The organism is Flavobacterium rakeshii (assembly GCF_009741375.1).
GTDB lineage: Bacteria > Bacteroidota > Bacteroidia > Flavobacteriales > Flavobacteriaceae > Flavobacterium > Flavobacterium rakeshii.
Map to the genome: position 1 here is coordinate 1 of NZ_WOWP01000044.1, position 1,401 is coordinate 1,401.

Below are 1,401 nucleotides of genomic sequence, written 5' to 3' on the forward strand. Positions count from 1 at the left end.
AGACAAGGCAATCGACCGCAGCCTTTTCTATGCTTTACGCTAATGTAATTCGGATGAGAAGATAAAAGCAATCATAGCCAAATTTTGACCATGATCGTAAAAAGTTGGGGCAGGTTCGCTTCCCTGCCCCGTTTTGATTTTCTGTTATGCTTAATTAATTCAGTGTAAAAATCCCGCTGTCGTTTTTGGCAAAACCGCTGCACAATTCAAAAGCTTTTTGCGCTCTTGTTTGTGCGGTTCCACCCATTACAATAGACTGCAATTTGGCTTCTTCATCTTTATACTTTCTAACATTTTGATAGTAGCCGGTAACCGCATTATAAGCGCCAAACAAAGTACCTTTTGTAGTGTCCATTTGTTGGGTATCATTTACCATTGCATAAGCAAAAGCATCTTCCACCATGTTTTTAAATGCTGTCGATAATTCATCTTCTGCACCTTTCTTTAAATGGTCGTAGGTTTCTTTATTAGGGCATAGTGCCAGTTGTATTAATTTCTTTACCTCTTCATCTCTAATCCTTACGGTTGCCCACTCGTTAAAGATGTTCTCTAACTGGTTGCTCAGGGTGTTTGCCAGTCCCATAACTTTGTGCGCATTTTCCAAACGCTGGTTTGCTCCCGAGGTATGTTTAATGCGTACCACATTAGTCATGTTCTTTAGTGAAGCGTTAAGTGTATTCTGGCAGACAATGCGCACGGGTGTAAAGGCTGCTGTAATACTTCCGCTGCCATCGTGTGAGGTAGTCAAGAAAATGTATTTTTCGGTTACATCATCACCATTGCCCACACGGATATAATCAGGCAGTTTGGCAGTAATAAAAATGCGTTCGCCATTCCCCAACGCCCCTGCAGTCTCATATAAAATTCCATCCTCACCGCCTACAATTGCATCAAAGAAAGCAAATGCATCACGATTCTGTACAATGTGGTAATCTTTACCCACCACACCTAAAACGTTATTGTTATCACTGCGCAAATTGGCAAAATAATTCGGCACTGTAAGAGTCTCGCCAGTATTTAAATCTGTGGTAGCTTGTTGCGTTTTGGTACTGTTTGTAAACAGTGGCGATTTTACCACTTCATAATCCAGTCCCGCATGTTTAATTGCTTCCGCGCTAGTTGGGTAGTCGGTTACTACCTGCCCTAAATTGTACCATGCTTTTTCCTTTACACTGAAAAAAGAATAACGGCCTGTCCTTTCGTTGTAATTAAGATTGTGTCCCATGATTTCTAAGATTTAAGGATTCGACAAAAAAATTAATTGTGATGAATTCATCACTTTTCTTTTTTAGCCGTCAGCCTCCTTAAAAACACATTTGTTTTCCAAAAGAAAACGGTAAAAAAGAAAGCAGCCGAAAAGTGCGGTGCAGCGGGAAAACAAAAGGAAACGGAATAAGTCCC

Annotated in this window: 1 protein-coding gene; it reads right to left on the bottom strand. The window is 40.5% G+C overall.

Features of this window, described 5'->3' with window-relative positions; genetic code table 11:
* Positions 1 to 154: 154 nt before the first annotated feature.
* Positions 155 to 1,225: a DUF932 domain-containing protein gene (locus tag GN157_RS11435; RefSeq protein WP_157483529.1), complete on the bottom strand. Its 1,071-nt coding sequence runs from the start codon at positions 1,223 to 1,225 to the stop codon at positions 155 to 157.
* Positions 1,226 to 1,401: the final 176 nt, after the last annotated feature.

Excerpts from the sequence above, each read along its gene's own strand:
- GN157_RS11435 (WP_157483529.1), bottom strand. The coding sequence starts at position 1,225 with ATGGGACACAATCTTAATTACAACGAAAGGACAGGCCGTTATTCTTTT.